Below are 15,805 nucleotides of genomic sequence, written 5' to 3' on the forward strand. Positions count from 1 at the left end.
AAGGAACACAATGGGGTCGGGTCTGGAACTTTTCAGTCGCCACACCCATTTGGTCTGCATGAATTACTTGCTCGCCATTCTGCTGCCGCCCCTGTCGATCCTTCTGGCAGGTCGCCCGATCGTCGGCATCCTGACCTTTCTGATCTGGATACCCGCCTTGTTGCTGTCGGGTGGGTTGACCCATCCGATGTTCATCCTGCTGGCGTGGTTTATCATTTTCGAAGGACGCAATCGATCTGACTGATCGCAAAGGAGCGGTTGCGAAGCCGTGGTCGGATTTGAGTATTTTTGCCGAGAAGAAGCCCCGGCCAGGGATGAGAGAACAATTTTAGTCAATTTGTGTGGAAATGGGGTCACCCTTGCCCCGCCCCCCTGCCCCGGCTATGGCGACGCGGTCTGAACCGGAGGGTGTCAATATGGGCTTCAAGATGGGCATCGTGGGTCTGCCGAACGTCGGCAAGTCGACCCTGTTCAACGCGCTGACGCGCACTGCCGCCGCGCAGGCCGCCAACTTTCCGTTTTGTACGATTGACCCCAACGTGGGCGATGTTGCCGTGCCGGACGCCCGTCTGGATACCTTGGCCGCCATTGCCAAATCGAAAGAGACCATCCCGACGCGGATGACCTTTGTGGACATCGCCGGTCTGGTAAAGGGTGCCTCCAAGGGCGAAGGGCTGGGCAATCAGTTCCTGGCCAACATCCGCGAGACGGACGCCATCGCCCATGTCCTGCGCTGTTTCGAGGACGGCGACGTGACCCACGTTGAGGATCGTGTGAATCCGGTCGAGGACGCCGAGATCATCGAGACCGAGCTGATGATCGCCGACATGGAATCGATCGAAAAGCGGCTGCAGGGCTTGTCCCGCAAGGTCCGGGGCGGCGACAAGGAGGCAGTCCAGCAGGAACGCCTGTTGAAGATGGCCCTGTCCGCGCTGGAAAGCGGTCAACCGGCACGCACGGTCGAGGTGGCCGACGACGATCTGAAGGCCTGGTCCCTGCTGCAAATGCTGACGTCCAAGCCGATCCTCTATGTGTGCAACGTCGACGAAGGTTCCGCCGCCGAAGGCAACGCCCATTCCGCCGCCGTGGCGGCCATGGCCGAGGCGCAGGGGGCCGCCCATGTCATCATCTCTGCCCAGATCGAAGAGGAAATCGCCCAGCTGTCCGACGAGGAAGCCGCCGAATTCCTGTCCGAGATGGGCCTCGAAGAGCCGGGGCTGGATCGGTTGATCCGCGCGGGTTATTCCCTGCTGTCGCTGGAAACCTATTTTACCGTCGGTCCGAAAGAGGCCCGCGCCTGGACAATCCGTCAGGGTACCAGCGCGCCGAAAGCAGCGGGCGTGATTCACGGGGACTTCGAAAAGGGTTTCATTCGGGCCGAGACCATTGCCTACGACGATTTCGTCACGCTGGGGGGGGAGCAGCCCGCCAAGGAAGCCGGCAAGATGCGGGCCGAGGGCAAGGCCTATATCGTCAAGGACGGCGACGTCCTGCATTTCCTGTTCAACACCTGAATGTGTCACGGACCCAACGCCCGGACTGCCGGGTCTTGTGATCCTGTTGCCCTGATTGAATTGTGATCAAGGAAACCTTGTCGGCGCTCAGGCGTTGTGTTGAGACATATGCGACAGAGATGTCCGACGGCGATGGATGGAGCGGGAGACGAGTGATGCAGAGACGTGAATTGATCGCCGGTGGGGCGGCTTTGGGCTTGATGGGCCTTGGCGCGGTAGAAGCCAATGCGCAGGGCACCCCCCTGTCGATGCAGCCTGTCGAGGTCCGGATCCGTGCGGATATCGCCCCGAACGAGGTTCACGTGATCCCCGACGCCTTCATGCTGTATTGGACCCAGCCGAACCAACGCGCCATTCGCTACATGGTGCGGGTCGGCCGCGACGACCTGTATGAGCCGGGCGAGTATTTCGTCGGGGCCAAGAAGGAATGGCCGAGCTGGACCCCGACCCCCGCCATGATCGAGCGCAACCCTGCCTACAAGCAGTGGGAAGACGGACAGCCGGGTGGGCCGAACAACCCGCTGGGCGCGCGCGCGCTCTACCTGTTTCAGCCGGGGCGGGGCGACACGTTCCTGCGCGTCCATGGCACCAACGCGCCCAGCACGATCGGCCGGGCCGTATCGAATGGCTGCGCGGGAATGCTCAACGACCATATCGTCGATCTTTACAGCCGCGTGCCGATGCGCAGCCGGGTGGTGCTCCATCCGAAGACGGCCTGACTGCGGGTCGCATCCCCTCCGACAGGGCCCGGTTTCACGACCGGGCCTTTTTTAATGGGTAGAATGTGCCTGCACGAAAATTTGCCTGTCCTGCACAGGAATATCGCCTTGTTTCCTCAGCTTTCGCCACGTAGACCGACCAGCGGAGACGTGGCCGAGTGGTCGAAGGCGCTCCCCTGCTAAGGGAGTAGGCGGGAAACCGTCTCGAGGGTTCGAATCCCTTCGTCTCCGCCAGATTTTTCACCCCACCAGTGACGTTCTAGCCTTATAAACAAGGGCTTTTGCGTCGTTTTCGCTCTAAGCCATCCGTCAAAACTGCTTGATTTGCTGCACAATCGTCTGCACACTCTGTGATACCACGGCGGAAGGCAGACCGAATGACCATCACCAAGCGCGGCAGCAGCTATTACCTTCGCAAGCGGGTGCCCCGGCGCTATCAGTCGGTGGAGTCGCGCGGCGTGGTCTGGATCAGCCTGCACACCGATTCTGAGACTGTGGCAAAGGTGAAGGCCCCGGCGGCGTGGTCCCATCTGATCGAAGGTTGGGAAGCCCGTCTTGCCGGTGACACGTCCGACGCCGAACGCCGGTTCGATGCCGCCCGCGAATTGGCGGCTGTGCGGGGCTTTCGATACCTGCCCTTCGATAAGGTGGCAGACCTGCCGATTGCCGAATTGCGGGCGCGGCTGGACGCGGCCAAGGGGCGCGACGGTGAGCCTGACACGCGCGAAGCGGCGGCTGTGCTGGGGGGCACGGCGGAACCTGCCATCACAGTCACGCGGGCGCTGGACCTGTTCTGGACGCTGGCCAAGGACAAGTCGCTGGGGAAGTCTGCCGATCAGTTGCGGCGTTGGGAAACCCCCCGCAAGAAAGCCGTGGCCAACTTCGTCGCGGTCGTCGGGGACAAGCCGCTCGCAGAGATTTCCGGCGACGACATGCTTGATTTCCGGCAATGGTGGACGGAACGGCTGGAGTCCGAAGGGCTGACACCGAATAGCGCCAACAAGGATTTGATCCACCTTGGCGACGTGATGAAGACCGTTAACAAGATGAAACGGCTGGGGCTTGTCCTTCCCCTGTCCGACCTGTCGTTCAAAGAGGGTGAGGCCAAACAGCGCCCGCCGTTCAGCACAGCTTGGATCACGGAACGGCTTCTGGCCCCTGGCGCACTGGACGGCTTGAACACGGAAGCGCGTTGTGTGGTGCTGGGGATGGTCAACACCGGATACCGGCCCAGCGAAGGGGCGAACCTGTTGCCCGCCCATATCCGGCTTGCAGACAGGGTGCCGCATATCTCGATTGAACCGGCGGGACGGCAATTGAAGTCGGCCTATGCGCGCCGGATCATCCCGCTTGCCGGGGTCAGCCTTGAAGCCTTCAAAGAATGTCCGAAAGGGTTCCCCCGCTATCGGGACAACGCCAGCCTGTCGGCCACTGTGAACAAGTTCCTGCGGGAACGCGGGTTGATGGAGTCGCCCGATCACGTCCTTTACAGCCTGCGGCACAGTTTTGAGGACCGGATGCTGAATGCCGGAATTGATGACCGGATCAGGCGCGACCTGTTCGGGCACCGCCTCACACGCGAGCGCTACGGCAAGGGGGCATCGCTGGACCATCTTGCAGAGTGCATTCAACGGGTTGCGCTTTGAGCGGCCACAGCCCGCGCACGGGCCAGCGCGCCGCCTGACATGGCGGCTTCTGCGTCTGCCACGTCCCTTTCCAGCCGTTCGAAGATCGGCACGTAAACGGGATCGGCCAAGACCAGCTTGGCAGCGAAGGCAAGATCGCTTCGGAGTTGTTCAAGGTCGCAGCCGTTGGCCGCGATTGGATCGTGTGACATCTGATTGACCAAACAATTGCGGTGCTGTCAGGCTGACGCTTGGTCGTTCCACAGATGATCGGGTGCCGATCAGAAGGTGCCGTTGAGCCGAACCGGGACACTGGCGCTCGGGTTCGCGGCGGCTGTGACGGCCACCCCGATCTTGGTGTTGCCACTGGCGGTGGATGTGACCACCTTGGCGGTGTCATCCCAATAGACCACAGCCCCTTCGGCAAAGTTGTTCGCGGCCACCTTGGGCATGTCGAAGACACCGACCGTTACCAGATCGGCAGTTTCGCCACTGGCAGCGTCACCAGCGGCCACGCCGAAGATCAGGCCCGTCTTGCACCCACCGCCACTGGTGACGGCGTAGGGGGCTGTGAGGGTCAGGTTTTCCCCCTTCTGCACATAGTTCTTCATTTCAGAGTCCTTTCGAGGTTTTGAAGGCTCTGTTGCACAAACCCGGTGAGGGATTCATCTTGTGTATCCAGCGTGGTAGCTGGAGGTCATGAACAGACCCACACCCCCCGCCTACAGGATCAGGAACTGGTCGTCTTACAATGAAGCGCTCAAGCGTCGTGGATCGCTGACGATCCACTGACCGGCAGGGTATTGCGCAGCAATGTCCCGAGAGGTTGGTTCGATCCCACCATGACCTGGGAAGCCGCACCGACCGGCAAACGGGGCCGACAGCCCGGCTATAGCGATGCCGCGATCCAGACTTGCCTTTCGATGAAGGGTGAAGGGCGTCCCGGAATTGATCCAGTGGATCAATTCAGCCCTAAACGGGCGGAGCCCCGGGCTGTTCGGCATGGCGCTCAGGCAGACGACAGGGTTTGTCGAGAGCCTTCTGCGCCTGACCAGTCTGGGTTGGTCGGTGCCAAACTTCAGCACCCTGAGCCGAAGGCAAAAGACCCTTAAGGTCAACATTCCCTATCGTGGATCAGACGGCCCGCTGCACCTCTTGATCCCCTCTCGTGACATCACTGCGTGATGCACTGCCGGGCAGCGGACAGCACCGGGATCAAGGTCGAGGGCGAAGGGGAATGGAACGCCCGCAAGCACGGTGGCACCAAGCGCCGCGTCTAGCGCAAGGTCCACATAGGAATTGACGAACAATCGCTGGAAATCCGGGCTGCCGAGTTCACCACCAGCGACGTAGGCGACGCGCCCATGCTGCCCGAACTGCTGGACCAGATCCCACCCGATCAAGAGATCGCCAGCGTCACAGCCCCCTCTCGGGATCATGCTTTGCATGACCCTGCCGGGCAATGGACGGGGCCTTCGACACCCGAAAGTACCACGACGCCATTGCCGCACGTGGGGCTGCGGCCATCATTCCGCCCCGCAAGAACGCAAAACTATGGAAGCCCGACAGTCTCGGCGCCGTCGCGCGGAACGATGCCCTCCGCGCATCAAAACGCTTCGGCCGGACGATCTGGCGCAGATGGAGCGGGTATCACCGCCGAAGCCGCGTCGAGACAAAGATGCATTGTGTCAAACTTCTGGGCCAAAGCCTGGCCGCCCGGGACTTCGACCGTCAGGTTGCCGAGGTCCAAATCCGAGTGGCAGTGCTGAACGGCTTCACCGCGCTCGGAACGCCGATCACTGAAGTCGTGGGATGAGTCCGTCCGGGCAAAGGGGAGCCTCGGCCATCAAGCGATTTGTGCAACAGAGCCCGCTAGGGTGATCGCATCGGCGGTCTCGATCTGGATTTCAGCTGCACGACAGCAGAACCAATCGGCCAGGAGACTGGCTGCCAATGAAAACGGTCCTGATCCCCCGAACGCCCGATCCTGATGCGTCGTCACACACCAACTGGCCTCGAGTTCGGTGATCTCTGCGTCCTGCGTCAACGACGCCTGCCAAATCCCAGCGCACGGAGTCCGCAGCCAGTGATTTTAGCCCGCACGGGGAACATCAATGCTGTTTCACTTCCTTTGAAAAGGCTGGCCAATTTCACAGACAACAAGGACGGATTCGCAAAGCAAATCCGTCCTGATCGCCAATACATGTTTTTCGATGCCCGTAGTGGGACTCGGTTCACGTTTCGTCTTGGTGCAGGGTTCGTCCCTATTTCAGCAAAGCAAGGATTTCCTGCGCCGCCGCGGCCGATGAGGCGGGATTCTGGCCGGTCACCAGATTGCCGTCGCGCAAGACGAAGCTGCTCCAATCCGCTCCCTTTTCGTAGGTGCCACCATTTGCCTTCAGCATGTCCTCGACTAAGAAAGGCACAATGTCGGTGAGGGCCACGGCCTCTTCTTCGGTGTTGGTAAATCCTGTTACCCGACGGCCGGAAACCAGCGGCTTGTTATCCGGCCCCTGTGTGTGGCGGAACACGGCGGGGGCGTGACAGACGGCACCAACGGGCCTGTTGGCGGCGTTGAAAGCCTCTATCAGGCGCTTGCTGTCCGTATCTTCGGCCAGATCCCACAAGGGGCCATGGCCGCCCGGATAGAAGATCGCGTCAAACCCGTCTTCGGTGACATCCGAGAGTGTCAGAGTGTTCGCCAGATGCGCCTGCGCGTCGGCATCGTCCTTGAAGCGGCGGGTATCGTCGGTCTGCGCGTCCGAGCTGTCGCTGGAGGGATCAATCGGCGGCTGCCCCCCTTTGGGCGAGGCCAATGTGATCTCGGTGCCCGCGTCCTTGAAGACGTAGTAGGGTGCCGCGAATTCTTCCAGCCAGAAGCCAGTTTTCTTACCAGTGTCCCCGAGCGTGTCGTGGGATGTCAGTACCATCAGGATTTTCATGGTCTTGCCTTTCAGTTGCGGCCAACGCGAATGACGCGCTTGCCAAAGTTTTCGCCGTTCAGCAGTCCGATGAAGGCTTCGGGCGCGTTTTCCAGCCCATCGATGATCTCTTCGCGGTACTTGATTTGTCCGCCTTCGATCCACGCCGTCATGTCCTTGGCGAAGTCCGGGTAGAGATGGCCGAAGTCGTCAAAAATGATGAACCCCTGCATCTTGATCTTGTTCCGAAGGATCTGACCCATGAGCCAGTTCATCCGGTCTGGCCCATCGGGCAGGCTGGTGGCGTTGTATTGCGAAACAATGCCGCAAACCGGCACGCGCGCGTTCGGGTTCAAGAGCGGAAGGACGCCATCAAGTACCTTGCCGCCGACATTTTCAAAGTAGACGTCGATGCCTTCGGGGCTGGCCGCGGCAAGCTGTTCGGCGAAGTCATCCGACTTGTGGTCAATACAGGCATCAAAGCCCAACTCGTTGACTGCATAGGCGCATTTATCCGGTCCGCCCGCTATGCCGACCACGCGGCAGCCCAGGATCTTGCCGATCTGCCCCACGGTTGCCCCGACCGGCCCGGTTGCAGCCGCCACGGCAATTGTCTCGCCCGGCTTGGGCGCGCCGATCTGTGTGAGACCGGCCCAGGCTGTGAAGCCGGGCATGCCCATGATCCCCAGCGCCCAGGACGGATGCGCAGGCGACTTGCCCAGGTTGGTGACGCCCGACCCATCGCTGAGCGCATAATCCTGCCAGCCATTGAAGCTGAGCACAAAATCGCCCGGTGCGAACCCGTCGACGTTCGAGGTCACGACCTGCGCGACTGTTCCGCCCACCATGACCCCGTCAATTTCCACCGGAGCAGCGTAGGATTTAGCATCACTCATGCGCCCGCGCATGTAGGGATCCAGCGACAGGAATTCCGTGCGCAAAAGCATCTCGCCCGGACCTGCAGAGGGCACCTGCCCTTCGACCAGGCGGAGTGTGTCCTTGGTTGGTGCGCCCTTGGGACGCTCTGCCAGCACAAGCTGGCGGTTCACTGTTTCGGTCTGCGTCATGTTCACAATGTCCTACAAGGCAGCTTCAAGGATGCGGCGCGCATCGTCGGGGGTGATGGCGGCATGTTCGCCAATCGCGGTCATGCCGTGATCCTTCAGGGCCGTGACGATGCGATCGATCTCGGGCTCGGCGATGCCGTAATCACCAAGCCGGGTCTTGATCCCGATCGACTCGAAGAACCCGCGCGTGGCCGCGATGGCCGCGTCGATCCGATCGTCATCGGCCCCGTCGTGAATGCCCCAGACATTGGCCGCGTATTGCAGCAGTTTCTCGCGTTTGGGACCGCGTTGATCGTTCATGAGTGACGGCAGCACGACGGCCAGCGTGCGCGCGTGATCAGTATCGTTCAGCGCAGTTATCTCATGCCCGATCATGTGGCTCGACCAGTCCTGCGGCACGCCTGCGCCTATCAACCCGTTGAGCGCGAGCGTTGCGGTCCACATCAGGTTGGCACGGATATCGTAGTCTTCCGGCGCGTCCATTGCTTTGGGCCCCAGCTCGATCAGGGTCCGCAGCAGGGTTTCTGAGAACCCGTCCTGCACGCGCGCCGCCGCCGGGTATGTGAGATACTGTTCAATGACATGAACGAAGGCATCGGCAACACCGTTCGCAATCTGGCGGGGCGGCAGAGAGTAGGTGACCTCCGGGTCCAGCACCGAAAAGACCGGATAGCAATGTGCGGTCATGAATGGGAGCTTGGCGCCCTTTCCCGCGTGCGTGATCACAGAGGCCGGGTTCATCTCCGACCCTGTCGCGGGCAGTGTCAGCACGGTTCCGAACGGCATGGCAGCTGTCACCACCGACCCGCGCGATGTCAGGATATCCCAAGCGTCGCCGTCATACAGGGCCGCAGCCGCAATGAATTTTGTTGCGTCGATGACCGACCCGCCGCCGACGGCAAGCAGGAAGGTGATGTCTTCCTGGCCAATCAATTCGACTGCCTTGAGCGCGGTTTCAAACCTTGGATTGGGTTCGATTCCACCGAATTCGACCAGCGTGCGATCTGCAAGCGCATCTCGCACCTGTGCAAGAATGCCGGTCCGTTCAGCGCTGCCCCCGCCGTAGACAACAAGGACCTTTGCGTCCTCCGGGACTTGATCTTTCAGATCAGCGATCCGGCCCTTGCCGAACAGGATGTGGGTCGGGTTGCGATAATCGAAATTGTTCATTGGTTCAGGCCTCTTCGGTTTGAACGTGCAGGCGCACGTCAATGTTGCCGCGCGTGGCGTTGGAATAGGGACAAACCTGATGCGTCGCCTCGACCAGACGCTGTGCATCATCCCGGGCCATGCCCGGCAAATGGACCGTGATGTCCAGATCCAGCCCATAACCGCCCTCGGCGCGTTGGCCGATCCCGACGTCAATCGTGGTCTTGGATCCGGTGACATCCAGCTTGAGCTGCGTGGCCGAGAGATCCATCGCGCTGTCGAAACAGGCAGCGTAGCCAAGTGCGAACAGCTGTTCGGGATTGACCCCCGCCGCGTCACTGTCCGGGGGGACCATCTGGACAGAAAAGCTGCCGTCATTCAGAGCGGCCGTCCCCGAGCGACCGCCGGTCGCCGTGGCGGTGGTCCTGTAGAAGATCTTCATTGGTATTCCTTCCTGAAATAGACCGGTCGTCTATTTCACTGGCAAAATTTTTGAGGGTCAGGGCGCTGGAACAAGCGCCGTGGTCGCGTCCATCGCGGAATTGAGCGCAGCATCACTGTGCGAAATGCTCGCAATCAAGCTGGCCCCAAGCCACATGTGATAGATCATTTCGGCGCGCGCTTCGGGGTTTTCAAGCGAGACGATCGTGCCATCCTCCGCCCCCTGCTCAAGGGTCCGCGCCAGATGCGCAATGATATCGGACACCCCTTTTTGCAGGATACTGCTCATGTCTTCGGACAGGTCAGCAACCTCCGCCGACAGCTTGACGACCAGACACCGGTCCTCCGGGTTCGAGCTGAGTTGTTTCGTGCGCCAGCCTTCAAAATAGGTAAAAAGCCGCGACCGCGCATCCATGTCGGGATGCGCGAGGGATGCCTTCAGGCGAACGCCATACTCGGTCACGAATTCGTTCAACAGCGCGCATCCATAAGCCTCCTTGGAGGCGAAGTAGTGATAGAATGACCCCTTCGGCACCCCGGCCTCTTTCAAAAGAGCGTTCAGGCCTACGCCCGTATAGCCCTGTTGGGCCGTCAGGCGGCGACCTGTGGTCAAGATCTGTGAACGGGTGTCGTTTCGGTGTTCCATGCAGGGCTACATAGGATCGATTAGACCAGTCGTCTAGAGGCGCCACAATTTCACCCGATCACTGATAGGTGCGACAGGGTTTCATGCCCTGTAACGGGCGTGATCCTCATCGTCAGGGATTAGTCCACCGAACTTGAAAATACTTATATCTGATTTATACTTTTGATCGGAGGATGCCATGAAACTCACCGCCTATTCGAACTATGCGTTGCGGTCTTTACAGCTCGCCGCACTCAAGGCCCCGGATCGCATCAAGGTCGACGACGTGGTGCGTGTGCATGGCCTGGCGCGACCTCATATCGTCAAGATCGTGCACGAGCTTGGACGCGCGGGGTATCTTGAAACCCTTCGCGGACGTGGTGGCGGTTTTCGCCTGGCCCGGCCTGCCGAAGACATCGTGATCGGCGACGTGGTCCGACTGACCGAGGGCCCGCTTGAACTTGTCGAGTGCTTCAATCCGGAACGGAACACTTGCCCGTTGATCGGCATCTGCAAGCTGTCGCGCGCACTGCAAACCGCCACGCGGGCGTTCATGGCGGTACTGGACGACCTGACCCTTGCAGATATCGCATCGAACAAGGGCGAGCTTCTGGCGCGGATCGCACCCATCGAAGAGGGCATCGTCATGCCCAAGCGGAGGCAGCCATGACCATCGACGACTGGACAGAGCGATTTCAGGGCACCCGGACCTTGCCGCGCGCGGTGCGTGACAGGCTGTTGCAGGTGGCGCAGGTCAGGTCCTATCCCAAAGGCCAACAGGTGTTCGGCCCGCAAAACGTGCCCGACAGCCTGTTGTTTCTGTTCGAAGGCACGATCCGCGTGTCGCAGACATCGGAGAACGGCCGGGACATCGTTCTTTATCGTGTCGATGCAGGTGAAAGCTGTGTGCTGACCACGGCCTGCATGCTGGCCGAAGAAGCCTACAATGCCGAAGGTGTGGCCGAAACCGACATCATCGCCGTCGTCCTGCCAAGGCTTTCGTTCGATGCCCTTGTCGCGGAAGAACCGGCTTTTCGCAGCTTCGTTTTCGCGGCCTATTCAAGGCGCCTGATCGATCTTCTGCGTGTCGTCGACGATGTTGCCTTCGGCCGGATCGACGTGCGTCTTGCCGACCGGTTGCTGGCCCTTGTTGGTGGCGACAAGGAAATCGCGGCAACCCATGCGCAGATCGCAAGCGAGCTCGGGACGGCGCGCGAGGTCATCAGCCGCGTTCTGCACGACTTCCAGAAACGAGGATTCATCGCCCAGTCACGCGGACGGATTGCGGTGACCGACAAGGCGGCCCTGCGCGCACTGGCCGACAGCACCTGACGGCGGACGGGAAAAAATCGCGCGGGTGTGACATTGTCACTGAAGCCCGCATCCCAAAGTTATATTTCCAGATCAACTTACAAATCTGGAGAAGCGCCATGTCCCCCAATGTCGGAACCATTGACCGCACCCTGCGCGCTGCGCTGGGCGCAGTTTTGCTCTATCTTGCCTTCCTCAGCGGGTTGTCGCTCTTTGCCACGCCGCTCTTCCAATACGGCGCGGCCGCGATCGGCCTCGTCATGCTTGCGACATCCGCTTTCAAGTTCTGCCCGCTCTACTCCGTGCTCGGCCTCAAGACCTGCAAAGAGTGCTGAAAATGGAAACCGCCTTCACCCCATTAGCCTCGCTCGGCGGTGGCTTGCTGATCGGCCTTGGTGCGGTCCTGCTCATGCTCGGGCTGGGGCGCATATTCGGTGCCACGGGCGTTCTGTCAGGGACGGTGTTCGTCGAAAGCCGCGACGAGATGATGTGGCGATTGGCGCTGATCGCGGGAATGATCCTCGCTCCGGGTGTGATCTTCCTTGTGACCGGCGTCATGCCGACGCTCACCGTCCCCGTCAGCCCCGCCATGATCGTGATCGGCGGCGTGATCGTGGGCCTTGGTGCCAGTCTGGGATCCGGGTGCACCTCGGGGCACGGGGTTTGCGGGCTGTCCCGCCTGTCTATCCGCTCGCTTGTGGCTGTGCCGACCTTCATGGCCACGGCCGCGATCACGGTGTTCCTGATCCGTCACGTTTTCGGAGGCTGAAGCGATGAAACTTCTGTTCGCACTTTTGACCGGTCTCGTCTTCGGCATCGGGATCGCGATTTCGGGGATGATGGATCCCGCGAAGGTCCTGAACTTTTTCGACCTCGCGGGCGCCTGGGACCCCAGCCTTGCATTCGTGATGGGCGGCGCATTGATCGTCACGTTCATCGGCTATCGCCTTGCCTTGCGGCGGGCCGCCCCCCTGTTTGGCGGACGGTTCCAGATCCCGACCACGACGGCTATCGATCGTCGCCTGGTCGGCGGTTCGGCCCTGTTCGGCATCGGCTGGGGCATCGCTGGCTTCTGCCCCGGAGCGGCCATCCCCGCGCTCGGTACGGGCCGATGGGAGGTCGCGCTGTTCCTTCTTGCGGTTGTCGCAGGCTTCTTCGTGCGCCGCCTGCTGCCAAGCGCGCAGTCCAGGGCCACCACCTGATCCAAGAAACGCTTTCGGAGGATACGAGATGACCGATTACCCCGTGAACATGGATGTGAACCCCGACGTCCAGGCCTTTTTCGACCAGGCCACCAATACCATCAGCTATATCGTAAAGGATCCGGCATCGACCGCCTGCGCCATCGTCGATAGCGTGATGGACATCGACTACGCGGCGGGCCGCATCACCTACGACCATGCCGACGCCCTGATCCGCCAGATCGAGACGCAAGGCCTGACCCTGGAATGGATCATCGAGACCCATGTTCACGCCGATCACCTGAGCGCTGCGCCCTACATTCAGCAAAAGCTGGGCGGCAAGATCGGAATCGGTGCCAAGATCATGGTGGTGCAGGACACTTTCGGAAAGGTCTTCAACGAGGGCACCGAATTCCAACGTGACGGGAGCCAGTTCGACCGCCTGTTCGAGGACGGCGATACCTACATGATTGGCACGATGCAGGCCGTCGCCATGTACACGCCCGGCCACACCCCGGCCTGCATGGTTCACGTGATGGGCAATACGGCCTTTGTCGGCGACACGCTGTTCATGCCCGATGGCGGATCGGCGCGCGCGGATTTTCCCGGCGGGGACGCGGGCGTTTTGTACGACAGCATCCAGAAGGTGCTGGCCCTGCCCGACGATATGCGGCTTTTCATGTGCCACGATTACGGTCCGAACGGTCGTGACATCGCCTGGGAAACCACGGTCGGCGACGAAAAAGCCCACAACATCCACGTCGGTGCGGGCAAGACGAAGGAAGACTTCGTCAAGTTCCGCACCGAGCGGGATGCCCAACTGGCCATGCCCCGACTGATCATTCCGTCGCTTCAGGTCAACATGCGCGCAGGTACCATGCCCACCGACGAGGACGGCAATCCCGTGCTCAAGGTGCCCGTGAACGCGCTTTGACGCCAAGCCAGCAAGGAAGGAGAGGTCACATGTCGAACGCAAGGACACTCGCGAACCTCAACACGGCGCTTCAGATGGAAATGACGGCGGGGCACCAGTACCAGCTTCATGCCCATGTGCTGGACGACTGGGGGCTGGACAGGCTTGCCACGATGATGCGCAAAGAGCAGGCCGAGGAAATCGTCCATTCCGACCGCTTCATCGCGCGTATCCTGTTCCTCGGAGGCGATCCGATGATTGCCTTCGCCAAGACCCCGACACGGGCCGGGACCTTGCTGGAGATGTTCCAGGCGGACCTCGCGGACGAAAAGGAGGCTGTCGCCTTCTACAGCCAATCGGCCAAGGACGCCGATGCGGAAAACGATCTCGGTTCGCGCAGGTTGTTCGAGGAAATCGCCCTGGATGAAGAGGCCCACAGGGCGTGGCTCGAACTGCAGATCAACCTCATCGAACGCATCGGTGAAGCCGCCTACAGCGCCAGGCAGGTCACGTTTGCCGCGTCAGCCGATGACAGCAACGCCTGAACGACGGCACTCAAACATATCGCTCGTCAGGACACAGGTTATGGACATCAGGAAAATCACCGAGCGGGTGTCGGTTGCGCCGCAGATCAACCCGCGCGACATGGCTGAAATCGCCACGGCAGGCTATCGCGCGATCATCTGCAACCGCCCCGATGGCGAAGGCGCGGACCAGCCGTCTTTCGAAGAAATCGAAATCGCCGCCAGGGCCGCCGGGCTGGAGGCGCGCTATGTGCCTGTCCAGACCGGCATGGTCAAAGATGAAGATGTGATTGCGTTCGGCGATGCCCTGGCAGAGGTTCAGCGCCCCGTGCTGGCCTATTGCCGGACCGGCACCCGCTCGGCGACGCTCTGGTCCTTTTGCGAGAGCCGGAAACGCCCGATGGCCGAGATCCTGAGCAGGACCAAGGCTGCCGGATATGACATGAATGGTGTGGCCCGACGCATCGCAAATGGCGGCAAGACGCCGACGGACACCGGGGATGCACATTTCGAAGTCGTGATCGTCGGTGCGGGCGCAGGCGGCATTGCCGTCGCGGCGAGCCTGAGATCCCGAAAGCCCGGACTGAAGATCGCGGTGATCGATCCGGCGGATATCCACTACTACCAGCCCGGATGGACCATGGTCGGCGGCGGGATATTCGACGCGCAGTCCACGGCCAAGACGATGGGCAGCCTGATCCCGAATGGCGTGCACTGGATCAAGGCCGCCGTGGCCGCCTTTGAGCCGAAGAACGATGCCGTGATCCTCGATGGCTGCCGGGTGGTCAAGTACGACCGGTTGGTGGTTTGCCCCGGGCTGAAGCTTGATTGGGGCCGGATCGAGGGACTGGAAGAGACGCTGGGCCGCAACGGCGTGACATCGAATTATCGCTATGACCTTGCGCCCTACACCTGGCAACTGGTGCAGGAAATGAAACAGGGCCGCGCGCTGTTTACCCAACCGCCGATGCCGATCAAATGCGCCGGTGCCCCGCAAAAGGCGCTGTATCTTTCAGGCGATGCCTGGTTCCGCCGCCGCGTCCTCAAGAATATCGACATCCAGTTCATGAATGCAGGCGGCGTGCTGTTCGGCGTGAAGGACTATGTGCCCGCGCTGATGCAATATATCGAGAAATACGACGCCACGCTGAACTTCTTTCACGATCTCGTCTCGGTCGACGGCCCCGCCAAAAAGGCGACGTTCCGGGTCGCAAAGCCCGACACCGATCCGGAACACGTGACCGTGGACTTCGACATGATGCATGTCTGCCCGCCGCAAGTGGCACCGGATTTCATCCGCGTCTCGCCTCTGGCCGATGCCGCCGGATGGGTCGATGTCGATCAGGCGACACTGCGTCACAAGACCTATGACAACATCTGGTCCCTCGGTGACGTCATGAACGCCCCCAATGCCAAGACGGCGGCCGCCGCGCGCAAGCAGGCGCCGACCGTGGCCGACAACATCGTGGCCGATATCGCGGGCCGTTCAGCCGTGGCGCAATATGATGGCTACGGCTCCTGCCCCCTGACGGTCGAACGCGGCAAGATTGTCCTGGCTGAATTCGGCTATGGCGGCGTGCTCAAACCCTCGTTCCCGTCTTGGGCGATCGACGGCACGAAACCGACCCGCACGGCATGGTTCCTCAAGGAAAAGCTGCTGCCGCCGATTTATTGGCAAGCCATGCTGAAGGGCAAGGAATGGATGGCCAAGCCCGAACGGTTGGGCACACCCCTCAAATAGCGCTGTCCTGTCGGGGGCGGGTCGCCGCCCCTGCTTTTGCCCAGAAACCTCCACCGGTCGCACCCGGTCGGTCA

At 61.1% G+C, this 15,805-nt stretch carries 19 protein-coding genes, 1 tRNA gene and 1 pseudogene; 14 read left to right on the forward strand and 7 right to left on the reverse strand.

What is annotated here, in order from left to right:
- Positions 1 to 58: 58 nt before the first annotated feature.
- The 5 genes from K3551_RS00930 (at position 59) to K3551_RS00950 (ending at position 3,879) form a co-directional block, all read left to right on the forward strand.
- Positions 59 to 244 carry a hypothetical protein gene (locus tag K3551_RS00930; RefSeq protein ID WP_259916881.1) on the forward strand — a complete coding sequence of 62 codons (186 nt, stop codon included), beginning with the start codon at positions 59 to 61 and terminating at the stop codon, positions 242 to 244.
- A 172-nt stretch (positions 245 to 416) separates the two neighbouring features.
- A complete protein-coding gene (gene ychF, locus K3551_RS00935; RefSeq protein WP_259916883.1) occupies positions 417 to 1,514 on the forward strand; it encodes a redox-regulated ATPase YchF in 1,098 nt (365 codons plus the stop codon).
- Between the two features lie 155 nt (positions 1,515 to 1,669).
- A complete protein-coding gene (locus tag K3551_RS00940; RefSeq protein ID WP_259916884.1) occupies positions 1,670 to 2,233 on the forward strand; it encodes a L,D-transpeptidase in 564 nt (187 codons plus the stop codon).
- 144 nt (positions 2,234 to 2,377) lie between these two features.
- Positions 2,378 to 2,467, forward strand: a tRNA-Ser gene (locus K3551_RS00945).
- Positions 2,468 to 2,610: 143 nt separating this feature from the next.
- Positions 2,611 to 3,879: a DUF6538 domain-containing protein gene (locus K3551_RS00950; RefSeq protein ID WP_259916886.1), complete on the forward strand. Its 1,269-nt coding sequence runs from the start codon at positions 2,611 to 2,613 to the stop codon at positions 3,877 to 3,879.
- Here the strand turns inward: K3551_RS00950 and K3551_RS00955 are convergent.
- Positions 3,861 to 4,070, reverse strand: coding sequence for a hypothetical protein (locus K3551_RS00955; protein ID WP_259916888.1), 210 nt, complete (start codon positions 4,068 to 4,070; stop codon positions 3,861 to 3,863). The two genes, K3551_RS00950 and K3551_RS00955, sit on opposite strands and share 19 nt — an antisense overlap.
- A gap of 69 nt (positions 4,071 to 4,139) precedes the next feature.
- Positions 4,140 to 4,469 carry a DUF2190 family protein gene (locus K3551_RS00960; protein WP_259916890.1) on the reverse strand — a complete coding sequence of 110 codons (330 nt, stop codon included), beginning with the start codon at positions 4,467 to 4,469 and terminating at the stop codon, positions 4,140 to 4,142.
- A gap of 88 nt (positions 4,470 to 4,557) precedes the next feature.
- Here K3551_RS00960 and K3551_RS00965 point away from each other — a divergent pair.
- Positions 4,558 to 5,674 (forward strand): annotated as a pseudogene (locus tag K3551_RS00965) (IS5 family transposase).
- A 448-nt stretch (positions 5,675 to 6,122) separates the two neighbouring features.
- On the opposite strand, the gene K3551_RS00970 reads toward K3551_RS00965, so the two are convergent.
- Genes K3551_RS00970 through K3551_RS00990 form a run of 5 tightly spaced genes read right to left on the reverse strand, consistent with a single transcriptional unit; the run spans position 6,123 to position 10,082 of the window.
- Entirely contained in the window at positions 6,123 to 6,800 is a 678-nt protein-coding gene (locus K3551_RS00970; RefSeq protein WP_259916894.1) for a type 1 glutamine amidotransferase domain-containing protein, read from the reverse strand.
- 11 nt (positions 6,801 to 6,811) lie between these two features.
- Positions 6,812 to 7,846 carry an NADP-dependent oxidoreductase gene (locus tag K3551_RS00975; RefSeq protein ID WP_259916895.1) on the reverse strand — a complete coding sequence of 345 codons (1,035 nt, stop codon included), beginning with the start codon at positions 7,844 to 7,846 and terminating at the stop codon, positions 6,812 to 6,814.
- Positions 7,847 to 7,858: 12 nt separating this feature from the next.
- Positions 7,859 to 9,127: an iron-containing alcohol dehydrogenase gene (locus K3551_RS00980; protein ID WP_259916896.1), complete on the reverse strand. Its 1,269-nt coding sequence runs from the start codon at positions 9,125 to 9,127 to the stop codon at positions 7,859 to 7,861.
- Entirely contained in the window at positions 9,021 to 9,437 is a 417-nt protein-coding gene (locus tag K3551_RS00985; RefSeq protein WP_259916899.1) for an organic hydroperoxide resistance protein, read from the reverse strand. Before K3551_RS00985 ends, K3551_RS00980 begins: the two co-directional genes overlap by 107 nt.
- A 57-nt stretch (positions 9,438 to 9,494) precedes the next feature.
- Positions 9,495 to 10,082, reverse strand: a complete 588-nt coding sequence (locus K3551_RS00990; RefSeq protein WP_259916902.1) for a TetR/AcrR family transcriptional regulator — start codon at positions 10,080 to 10,082, stop codon at positions 9,495 to 9,497.
- Between the two features lie 178 nt (positions 10,083 to 10,260).
- Between K3551_RS00990 and K3551_RS00995 the strand changes: the two genes are divergently transcribed.
- The 8 genes from K3551_RS00995 to K3551_RS01030 all read left to right on the forward strand — a co-directional run bounded on the left by K3551_RS00995 (position 10,261) and on the right by K3551_RS01030 (position 15,731).
- Positions 10,261 to 10,731 carry an Rrf2 family transcriptional regulator gene (locus K3551_RS00995; protein ID WP_259916905.1) on the forward strand — a complete coding sequence of 157 codons (471 nt, stop codon included), beginning with the start codon at positions 10,261 to 10,263 and terminating at the stop codon, positions 10,729 to 10,731.
- Positions 10,728 to 11,393, forward strand: coding sequence for a Crp/Fnr family transcriptional regulator (locus K3551_RS01000; RefSeq protein WP_259916907.1), 666 nt, complete (start codon positions 10,728 to 10,730; stop codon positions 11,391 to 11,393). Before K3551_RS00995 ends, K3551_RS01000 begins: the two co-directional genes overlap by 4 nt.
- A gap of 98 nt (positions 11,394 to 11,491) precedes the next feature.
- On the forward strand, positions 11,492 to 11,707 hold the full coding sequence (locus tag K3551_RS01005) for a DUF2892 domain-containing protein (protein WP_259916909.1): 216 nt from the start codon (positions 11,492 to 11,494) through the stop codon (positions 11,705 to 11,707).
- A 2-nt stretch (positions 11,708 to 11,709) separates the two neighbouring features.
- Positions 11,710 to 12,141, forward strand: coding sequence for a YeeE/YedE family protein (locus K3551_RS01010; protein WP_259916912.1), 432 nt, complete (start codon positions 11,710 to 11,712; stop codon positions 12,139 to 12,141).
- Positions 12,142 to 12,145: 4 nt separating this feature from the next.
- The gene (locus K3551_RS01015) at positions 12,146 to 12,574 is read left to right on the forward strand and encodes a DUF6691 family protein (protein WP_259916914.1); all 429 of its coding nucleotides are present in this window, start codon (positions 12,146 to 12,148) and stop codon (positions 12,572 to 12,574) included.
- Between the two features lie 28 nt (positions 12,575 to 12,602).
- A complete protein-coding gene (locus K3551_RS01020; protein WP_259916916.1) occupies positions 12,603 to 13,487 on the forward strand; it encodes an MBL fold metallo-hydrolase in 885 nt (294 codons plus the stop codon).
- 29 nt (positions 13,488 to 13,516) lie between these two features.
- The gene (locus K3551_RS01025) at positions 13,517 to 14,011 is read left to right on the forward strand and encodes a bacterioferritin (RefSeq protein ID WP_259916918.1); all 495 of its coding nucleotides are present in this window, start codon (positions 13,517 to 13,519) and stop codon (positions 14,009 to 14,011) included.
- A gap of 40 nt (positions 14,012 to 14,051) precedes the next feature.
- The gene (locus K3551_RS01030) at positions 14,052 to 15,731 is read left to right on the forward strand and encodes a bifunctional protein tyrosine phosphatase family protein/NAD(P)/FAD-dependent oxidoreductase (RefSeq protein ID WP_259916920.1); all 1,680 of its coding nucleotides are present in this window, start codon (positions 14,052 to 14,054) and stop codon (positions 15,729 to 15,731) included.
- The last annotated feature ends 74 nt before the right edge of the window (positions 15,732 to 15,805 follow it).

Origin of the sequence: Jannaschia sp. M317, assembly GCF_025141175.1 — a bacterium.
Taxonomy (GTDB): Bacteria; Pseudomonadota; Alphaproteobacteria; order Rhodobacterales; family Rhodobacteraceae; genus Jannaschia.

What these genes read in the sequence shown, in the direction of transcription:
- K3551_RS00985 (WP_259916899.1), bottom strand. Translation starts at nt 9,437, where the DNA reads ATGAAGATCTTCTACAGGACCACCGCCACGGCGACCGGCGGTCGCTCG.
- K3551_RS01030 (WP_259916920.1), top strand. Translation starts at nt 14,052, where the DNA reads ATGGACATCAGGAAAATCACCGAGCGGGTGTCGGTTGCGCCGCAGATC.
- K3551_RS00975 (WP_259916895.1), bottom strand. Translation starts at nt 7,846, where the DNA reads ATGACGCAGACCGAAACAGTGAACCGCCAGCTTGTGCTGGCAGAGCGT.
- K3551_RS00995 (WP_259916905.1), top strand. Translation starts at nt 10,261, where the DNA reads ATGAAACTCACCGCCTATTCGAACTATGCGTTGCGGTCTTTACAGCTC.
- ychF (WP_259916883.1), top strand. Translation starts at nt 417, where the DNA reads ATGGGCTTCAAGATGGGCATCGTGGGTCTGCCGAACGTCGGCAAGTCG.
- K3551_RS01025 (WP_259916918.1), top strand. Translation starts at nt 13,517, where the DNA reads ATGTCGAACGCAAGGACACTCGCGAACCTCAACACGGCGCTTCAGATG.
- K3551_RS00990 (WP_259916902.1), bottom strand. Translation starts at nt 10,082, where the DNA reads ATGGAACACCGAAACGACACCCGTTCACAGATCTTGACCACAGGTCGC.
- K3551_RS01005 (WP_259916909.1), top strand. Translation starts at nt 11,492, where the DNA reads ATGTCCCCCAATGTCGGAACCATTGACCGCACCCTGCGCGCTGCGCTG.
- K3551_RS01015 (WP_259916914.1), top strand. Translation starts at nt 12,146, where the DNA reads ATGAAACTTCTGTTCGCACTTTTGACCGGTCTCGTCTTCGGCATCGGG.
- K3551_RS00970 (WP_259916894.1), bottom strand. Translation starts at nt 6,800, where the DNA reads ATGAAAATCCTGATGGTACTGACATCCCACGACACGCTCGGGGACACT.
- K3551_RS00950 (WP_259916886.1), top strand. Translation starts at nt 2,611, where the DNA reads ATGACCATCACCAAGCGCGGCAGCAGCTATTACCTTCGCAAGCGGGTG.
- K3551_RS01000 (WP_259916907.1), top strand. Translation starts at nt 10,728, where the DNA reads ATGACCATCGACGACTGGACAGAGCGATTTCAGGGCACCCGGACCTTG.
- K3551_RS00960 (WP_259916890.1), bottom strand. Translation starts at nt 4,469, where the DNA reads ATGAAGAACTATGTGCAGAAGGGGGAAAACCTGACCCTCACAGCCCCC.
- K3551_RS01020 (WP_259916916.1), top strand. Translation starts at nt 12,603, where the DNA reads ATGACCGATTACCCCGTGAACATGGATGTGAACCCCGACGTCCAGGCC.
- K3551_RS00980 (WP_259916896.1), bottom strand. Translation starts at nt 9,127, where the DNA reads ATGATGCACAGCGTCTGGTCGAGGCGACGCATCAGGTTTGTCCCTATT.
- K3551_RS00955 (WP_259916888.1), bottom strand. Translation starts at nt 4,070, where the DNA reads ATGTCACACGATCCAATCGCGGCCAACGGCTGCGACCTTGAACAACTC.
- K3551_RS00930 (WP_259916881.1), top strand. Translation starts at nt 59, where the DNA reads ATGAATTACTTGCTCGCCATTCTGCTGCCGCCCCTGTCGATCCTTCTG.
- K3551_RS00940 (WP_259916884.1), top strand. Translation starts at nt 1,670, where the DNA reads ATGCAGAGACGTGAATTGATCGCCGGTGGGGCGGCTTTGGGCTTGATG.
- K3551_RS01010 (WP_259916912.1), top strand. Translation starts at nt 11,710, where the DNA reads ATGGAAACCGCCTTCACCCCATTAGCCTCGCTCGGCGGTGGCTTGCTG.